Origin of the sequence: Paenibacillus mendelii, from assembly GCF_024498075.1 — a bacterium.
GTDB lineage: Bacteria > Bacillota > Bacilli > Paenibacillales > Paenibacillaceae > Paenibacillus_Z > Paenibacillus_Z mendelii.
In genome coordinates this window covers 1-7,003 of record NZ_JANHOF010000042.1, presented here as the reverse complement: position 1 = coordinate 7,003, position 7,003 = coordinate 1, and the positions used below count along the sequence as shown (strand labels likewise).

The window sequence follows — 7,003 nt, the reverse complement described above, 5'->3', positions numbered from 1 at the left end:
CTTTGATTTTTCGTTCCATCGTAAAATGACTGAAGAAGAGATCGTGGCAACCGAGCGGCTGGTCAATGAAGCGATTGCCGAAGGCGTTGGGATTACGTTCGAAGAGATGACGCTTGAAGATGCACGTAGAACAGGGGCTATTGGTCTATTCGAGAGCAAGTATGGCCAGATGGTAAAAGTATATACGATGGGCAAATTCTCCAAAGAGATATGCGGCGGTCCTCACGCGGTGAATACGGCTGACCTTGGTACTTTTAAAATTGTTAAGGAAGAGAGCTCGTCTTCTAGCGTAAGGAGGATAAAGGCAGTACTTGAAAGCACTGATGCTTTACGCTAACGAGGAACGTTAGTTCAATAAATAGGCTTTTACCACTTTTGAGCAACGTGCTAAAATACCTTAGTACCAGTTAACCTCTGAGTCTAATGTGGAGCTTGGAAAGACTTCTATAAAGTATTTGTGGTAACTGGTACCGTATTAGAAGGAATTAGCCCTTAATAGGCGTATATATAATTGTGCAGTGACCTCTCAGGGAACAACCGCCCAGAATAGGTTTGGAGCCGGCAGGACATCCTCCTGGACTTCTTTAACAGAAATGAGGCACTCCATGTTTTTGGCGCTGCACATTTAATGATTATTCAACCTGTCGAAATGACAGGTTTTTTTGCATAGAAAAACAAAGAACTTAACAGAGAAAGCAGGAAATTGTTTCCTTCTGTCGAAAGAACTTAACAGAAGCCCTTTAAAGTTATTGAGGCGGATACTCGACCTCTCAGTTTATTATGGGTAATGCACCGAATCTAAAACCTGACATGCTACATTGGGCCCATTGTGGAGCTCTTAAGAAAACTTGGTTAATCTGGTGCAAATGATTCGAATAGGTGATCATAAGTTGGATAATTTTATGCTTACGGATACGAGCATTATTGAAGACCGAGACAACTCAAGAGTTTTTTATCCCTTCTATGTTGGAATAGATGGATAAACAGATAGCTTCCCTGCTTTATGGGAATAAAGAAAAAGGATATAAGCCTCATCCTTATACAATGATACTTATGTCCTTCCCTATCATGAGTGAATCTATGGCCTGTACATTTATCGGCGCTATTGGTGATATTGAACGTTTCTCAACATATTTAGAGCTTAAAAAGTACCTTGGTGTAGCTGCGGAGAATAAAATCTCGGGAACATCCGTTTTTAAGAGTACATACGAGGGTGTTAGAGATACTCGCAGAGTTCTATTCTTAATGACTTTGCTATTAATATCTCCAAAAATAAGTGAAAATAGTTTTCGTGTTTACTATAAGCGATTAGTTGATCGAGGAATGGCGAAGAGAAAAGCAATAGGGCATGTATGCGGTAAGATTGCCCAAGTTTTATACTCATGCCTTAAAAACAATGAACTGTATGATCCATTCAAACATGCGAGCAAAATGGGAGTAATCCTTGACGGTGATAAAGTAAGATTAAAGATCCCAGCTAATTTAGAAGATTACGAACGCCAAGCGGATGAGTTAGCTGATGACGATGTCTTATAAAACGACCAGTATCTTACACTGCCTTACACTGAACATAAATAGCCCATTTTCATGTAAAATTGGAAATAAGAAGCTTCCAAATTACAGTGATGGGCTCATTTACATTTTTCTAAGCGCTACACTACATTAGACTGGATATGGGCGTTAAGCGAAACCAGAATAGTTCAATTGCAAAATGCTGAACCGTACCACTAGTAACGGCAAGTATTTAGGTACTTCCATTCTTAGTTGATCTTGAGCTCTACGTGTTTTCGTTTAATCAATTCTATTGTGAGGCGATGCAGCCTTTCGGATTGATTATTGTTTGATATAACTTGAGCAATATCTAACTTATTGTTTTGTTTATAAGCAGTTAGCGAATTTTCAGGTGGCGACTTTATGAAATGAAGAATGGGCTTTACTGCTTTCTGGACAGGCAGACCGATTATTTTATACATGAGCTTGACCAATATTTTTAACAGCTTATTATCGAATGCTTCCGTCGCCCCTTTTGTTTGAACTGCTCCGGGATTGAATAATACATACTTTATATTCGTATCTGCAGTGCTTTGGGCAAATGCCAAGCCTAGCAGGTTATTAAGTCTGCTACCATGCATAATGGCTTTTATACTATTAAATGGTCTCTGTGTTTGTAGCTGCAAATCATCCCATTTAATGTCCCCCTTCACGCCCGGAGCGCAAACGTTGATAATAAGCGGCGCCGCACTTCTTTTAAGTAGTTCTTGAAATTTAAAGCTCAGAATAAATCGACTTAAATAATATAATGCAAAATGATGCTCAAATCCTTCTTTCGTCTCACGATATACTTTACTAAATTTTTGGGATTGCGCGCAGAGAATCAATTGATCGATGTGGTTTACTCTTCGGTATACTTCATTGACTATCCGAATATTTTCCGAGACGAGGCTTAAATCTGCTTGGAGAAATATGAATCTGTCTTCCCCATCTAACCGTGCAACCTCAAGTCGCAAATCTTCGCCTTTCTCAGAACTACGGCCGATAATAATGACATGTTCCCCATTACGTATAAGTTGTAAGGCTAATTGTCTTCCAATCCCATCGGTTCCTCCGGCTATTACAATCGTACGCATTGTGGTTATACCCCCAACGATATATTTTTTCCCATGATTGAATTACTTCGAAGTATAATGGAATCAACCATACGGTTAAAGAAGGCACTTTATACTTATTTAGTTTGCTTTAATAAAGCTGCTTACTATAAGTAATTGCGGGGTGGACTTTATGTATACACACAGCCAGAAAGAGGAATGTTCGGTTTCGATGGAGGAGGCCATGCAAATACTTGGGAGTAAGTGGACATTCTGGGTCATGGGTGAACTAGCTACTGCTCCTCGACGATTCAATGAACTAAGGAGAGGCTTAGGGAACATTAGCACCAAATCGTTAAATGATGTTCTGCGCTTCTTGGAGCAGGCTCATATCATTCATCGTGAAGTATTTGCAACCGTACCCGTAACCGTCGAGTATTCCATGACAGACAAGGGAAAGGATTTCCTTCGGGTGTACTACACCATGCAAGATTGGGGAGAAAAGTGGAAGGGTTATGATACGCAGGAGAACGAGAGTCGAATGCCCAAGATCGATAGATGATTAAGCTAAATGGCGAACGTTCAATAAAGACAGCGGCAGTCTAGGACTTTATTTTTCAAGTCCTAGCCTCCCGCTGTTTTATTTTTATGGACAGTCTAATACTTATTTTTAGAAGTCTGGCGACCTTCAATCTCATAAACCGCGTAAAATCAGGTACTTCAGTCTAAAACTTTATTTTTACTATACAATTGCAACGGCAGTTTGCTTTTTTCATTGAAGTAACGGGCAGGGTAGTTCCAATATATGGTACAATCTTGAACAGATAACGATTTAAGCATAGCCAAAGCACAAGCTAAAGCGAAACAGCCAGCAACTGGGAAACCGGCGGCTGGCTGCTTTGCGGTACACCTGAAGATGTTTCTAGCGAGTATCGTCAAAAAGTTTGTTCTATTACTGAACCTTTTTCCTCGCGAGAGCGAATTATGGGTTGTAACACGTTAGGGAGGGCCCCCCCATGAATGATAAAGAGTTACTTCCGTGGCTGGAAAAAGCAACGTTGGGCGACGAGTCGGCCTTTCAGCTTGTCTATCAGGCGACTCACCAAGACGTCTATCGGACGGTTGCTTTTCTCGTCTACAACAAACAAGACATTGAGGATATCGTGAATGAAGTTTACATGCGCATGTGGCGGGCGTTTCACACGTACGACCCGAACCGGCCGTTCCGGTATTGGCTGCACGGGATCATTGTGCGTCAGGTTCAGGATTGGAAAAGAAAGGCCTGGCGGCGAATTCGACTCTTTGAACGAAACCGCCAGATGACTTGCGAACAGTTCGAGTGGACGGACAAAGCTGTCCTGCAGTCCGAAATGCAGCAAGAACTGTTCAGCCTTGTCCGCCAGTTGTCGTACAAACTACGTGTGGTTGTCATCCTTCGCTATTTTCACGACTATGCTCTGGAAGAAATCGCAGATATGCTGCAGATCCCCGTTGGAACAGCGAAATCCAGACATCACTTGGCACTGAAAGAACTTCGGAAACGTTTCGCAATGACGGGAGGAGACGTGTATGTCCATTGACAAGGAATTGCGTGAAGAGCTTCGCCAGGCGGCAGATTCAATGCACTGCCCACCCGATTTGTATGGACGTGTCCGACAGAATTATCAACACTATATGAACGAAAAGAGAGGTAGATCTCCTATGAAAAAACGCATGCTGGCAGGCATTGTCGCAGTAGCAATCCTGATTCCGACTTCTGTCTTTGCTGCTTCCTATCTGGCCGATGATATTTTCGGTTCCTTTGCGACCATTGAACAGCACGATGGTACACAGGAAGATTATCAAGAGATTGAAGGAATGCTTCAGGCAGCAAAAGGCAAGCTCACGGAAGACGAATTCAAGGAGTATACGAAGCTGACCAAGCAGTTGGTGCAATTAAAGCTGAAAATCACCGATGAAAATGGGGTCGTACATGAGGAGAAACTGACTAAAGAAGAACAGCAGCAGTTTGAGCAGCTCGCCTCCAGGCTTGCCCCATACTTCAAGAAGATAAACGGTACCCCCAAACCTTAAGAAAATGAAGTAGGGACCCGTCGATGAGGATTGAGTCTCTTTTTCCCGAACTGGGGTATTGCTTGTGAAGTTGTTACCAGAGGCAGGTAGATCATTGTGCTAACGAGTGGAATCGAAACAAGGAAACGGCTGCAGATCAATTTGATTTGCTGCCGTTTTTTCAACTAAACGGGCAGTAATCTTAAAGAAAGGCATGACCCATTCAGAAACACTTATGGTAATATTAATCAAAAACATCGATATTGGGGAGTGCAAGTCGTTGTTATTCGAAATGGGTAACCTTAGTGTTTGTAAATAATCGAATAAAGAAGCTGATTATCCCCATTGTCTAATCGCTTTGATTCAAATAGGCTGTCTTCATATCCTCAACTCACAGTTGCGTTTTATACTCCGATGGTTGTTATACACCCTTCAAAATCCCATTTATACTTAAGTTAGTACATAGACTATGGAGGTAGAGAGCACATGATTAATCCAAAAGCAGTTGGGGACGTTATAGTGAAACGAAGAAGACTAAACGGGATGACGCAAGATGAGTTGGCGCAAATACTAAATGTCACCCCTCAAGCAGTATCCAAGTGGGAAAAGGGATTGGCTCTACCAGATACTTCGATACTGCCGACGTTGGGCTTTGCTATAAGTACATCGATTGATGAATTACTGGTCAGTAAGGCTGCACCATATAACCCGCAAACAGATTCATTATTATTTAATCTTGCTATTGCGGACTTTTCGTTCGATCATTGGGAGGGAGCTTCATTTATCCCAAACTATTCAGGGCTTCCTCAGACCCTGGAGCCGATCGAGGTTGACGGCAGAAATTCGTTACTAGTTCATACATCGGAGAGACCGACATGCAAGCGAAGAGGATTGGTCTCCAAATCAGCCGTCACGCTTGAGCCATATACCGTTGTCGAGCTGACATTTAAGCCGCTCGGCGATATTGATGGCATAATCGAATTATGGCTGTATGACAGAAGTTCTTCGAATTCCATCCGAGTGTCGGCGCGTGGTGGCAATTATGGGGAGGAGCGAGAGTTTATCAGTGATATTACTAGGTTTGATAGTAAATGTAGTCGACATGTAATTCGTTATAATGAGTGGGAGACATTCCGTATTGAGATTAAACCCCAAACAACCGTTGTATCGCTTCTCGATGCAGACCGCGTGATTATTAAGAGTTTCTACTACGATCTTTTATATGCTGATTTTATTCATAAATATCATCTTGTGATTAGCCAAGAACTTGGTTATCCCAATGATTCAAATGAATGGCATATGAAAGCATATATCGAAAAGCTCCAGGTGTGGAAAATTAACGCAAACTAACGGCGAAGATAGTTCAAATAACAGCAAAAGGATCCGCCGCCGCGGGTCCTTTTCACTTCACAAAGGCACTGCAGGCCGTTAAGCTAACGGGCAGATTAGATAGCTTAATCAACAACTAAGACGCGGCAGCCGGCATGGATCGGCAGCCGCGTTGCGCAAAACAGGCAGTTATGTGAAGCACCTTGTGTTAAAATAAGGAAAATGGCAGGAGGGAATTTAAATATGTCGGAAGATTTTTATTGCGAAGAGGTATTAAGTGGTCGAACACCTGTACAAAAGGTATTGGAAACCGATAATGTGCTCGCTTATCATCATACCCGTCCATTCTATCCAGTACATATTGTGACGATTCCGAAAAGACATATTCCCTCACTTATTGCATTAGATGAAGGTGATAATGCCCTCATAATTGAGATTATGGAAATTGTTAAGAAGGTTGCTTCACAAGTCGTTTCAGAACATGGGGCTTGTAGAGTAATAACAAATTTAGGGCAGTATCAAGATTCGAAACATCTTCATTTCCATGTGGTCTTCGGCCAACCCTTGCACAAAAGTTGATTAAGCTAACGGGACACGATAGTTGAATGACAAACATTGATGAGCAGGCACTTCGGTAGCCTGCTATTTTATTAAGCAAACGGGCAATTTAACGTATCTATTCGGCTAATCTAACCGTATGTAGGGAGGGAGCTACACAATCTTTCAATAACATCAACGGTAGTCTAAACCAACAGACGGCGCTTCACTTTCAGGTCTCCTACCAGCAAGTATATCAATGGGTGAAGAAATTCGAAGCTGGGGGTCAGTTACGGGGGAAAGATTAACACCACCAAAAAAAATTAGAATCAGCCTATGAAATTCTTAAAGGCATTGAGCTATCGGGACACGATAGCACAATAAACTACACACAACGAGGCTACCGCAGAATGTACGGCAGTCTCATTACGCTAACAGGCAGCATTCCTATTATGAAGAAATACGAGATTTGAGAAACAAAAAGACTCCTTGGTATGATG

General features: G+C 42.1%; 8 protein-coding genes and 1 pseudogene. 8 read left to right on the top strand and 1 reads right to left on the bottom strand.

The features are described from left to right. Both alaS and NNL21_RS35735 read left to right on the top strand, forming a co-directional pair. Positions 1-337: pseudogene (gene alaS / locus NNL21_RS35740) on the top strand (alanine--tRNA ligase); the annotation flags it as partial. Positions 338-975: 638 nt separating this feature from the next. After that, positions 976-1,536 carry a transposase gene (locus tag NNL21_RS35735; protein WP_256555712.1) on the top strand — a complete coding sequence of 187 codons (561 nt, stop codon included), beginning with the start codon at positions 976-978 and terminating at the stop codon, positions 1,534-1,536. A 224-nt stretch (positions 1,537-1,760) separates the two neighbouring features. On the opposite strand, the gene NNL21_RS35730 is transcribed toward NNL21_RS35735, so the two are convergent. Beyond that, positions 1,761-2,627: an SDR family NAD(P)-dependent oxidoreductase gene (locus tag NNL21_RS35730; protein ID WP_204822862.1), complete on the bottom strand. Its 867-nt coding sequence runs from the start codon at positions 2,625-2,627 to the stop codon at positions 1,761-1,763. Positions 2,628-2,829: 202 nt separating this feature from the next. Here NNL21_RS35730 and NNL21_RS35725 point away from each other — a divergent pair, with 202 nt between their 5' ends. From NNL21_RS35725 to NNL21_RS36975, 6 genes are all read left to right on the top strand, one after another. Further along, positions 2,830-3,147 (top strand): winged helix-turn-helix transcriptional regulator, encoded by a 318-nt coding sequence (locus tag NNL21_RS35725; protein ID WP_309145374.1) that lies wholly within the window; start codon positions 2,830-2,832, stop codon positions 3,145-3,147. 454 nt (positions 3,148-3,601) lie between these two features. After that, positions 3,602-4,165, top strand: a complete 564-nt coding sequence (locus tag NNL21_RS35720; protein ID WP_204822864.1) for a sigma-70 family RNA polymerase sigma factor — start codon at positions 3,602-3,604, stop codon at positions 4,163-4,165. After that, positions 4,155-4,658, top strand: a complete 504-nt coding sequence (locus NNL21_RS35715; RefSeq protein WP_204822865.1) for a DUF3600 domain-containing protein — start codon at positions 4,155-4,157, stop codon at positions 4,656-4,658. Before NNL21_RS35720 ends, NNL21_RS35715 begins: the two co-directional genes overlap by 11 nt. A gap of 465 nt (positions 4,659-5,123) precedes the next feature. Beyond that, on the top strand, positions 5,124-5,987 hold the full coding sequence (locus NNL21_RS35710) for a helix-turn-helix domain-containing protein (RefSeq protein ID WP_204822866.1): 864 nt from the start codon (positions 5,124-5,126) through the stop codon (positions 5,985-5,987). 222 nt (positions 5,988-6,209) lie between these two features. Further along, complete coding sequence (locus NNL21_RS35705; RefSeq protein WP_204822867.1) at positions 6,210-6,545, top strand: HIT domain-containing protein; 336 nt, start codon at positions 6,210-6,212, stop codon at positions 6,543-6,545. Positions 6,546-6,640: 95 nt separating this feature from the next. Further along, the gene (locus tag NNL21_RS36975; RefSeq protein ID WP_204822868.1) at positions 6,641-6,811 is read left to right on the top strand and encodes a helix-turn-helix domain-containing protein; all 171 of its coding nucleotides are present in this window, start codon (positions 6,641-6,643) and stop codon (positions 6,809-6,811) included. The last annotated feature ends 192 nt before the right edge of the window (positions 6,812-7,003 follow it).

Bases quoted from the DNA above. Each gene is read 5' to 3' on its own strand.
- NNL21_RS35735 (WP_256555712.1), top strand. From the start codon at position 976: ATGGATAAACAGATAGCTTCCCTGCTTTATGGGAATAAAGAAAAAGGA.
- NNL21_RS35730 (WP_204822862.1), bottom strand. From the start codon at position 2,627: ATGCGTACGATTGTAATAGCCGGAGGAACCGATGGGATTGGAAGACAA.
- NNL21_RS35725 (WP_309145374.1), top strand. From the start codon at position 2,830: ATGCAAATACTTGGGAGTAAGTGGACATTCTGGGTCATGGGTGAACTA.
- NNL21_RS35720 (WP_204822864.1), top strand. From the start codon at position 3,602: ATGAATGATAAAGAGTTACTTCCGTGGCTGGAAAAAGCAACGTTGGGC.
- NNL21_RS35715 (WP_204822865.1), top strand. From the start codon at position 4,155: ATGTCCATTGACAAGGAATTGCGTGAAGAGCTTCGCCAGGCGGCAGAT.
- NNL21_RS35710 (WP_204822866.1), top strand. From the start codon at position 5,124: ATGATTAATCCAAAAGCAGTTGGGGACGTTATAGTGAAACGAAGAAGA.
- NNL21_RS35705 (WP_204822867.1), top strand. From the start codon at position 6,210: ATGTCGGAAGATTTTTATTGCGAAGAGGTATTAAGTGGTCGAACACCT.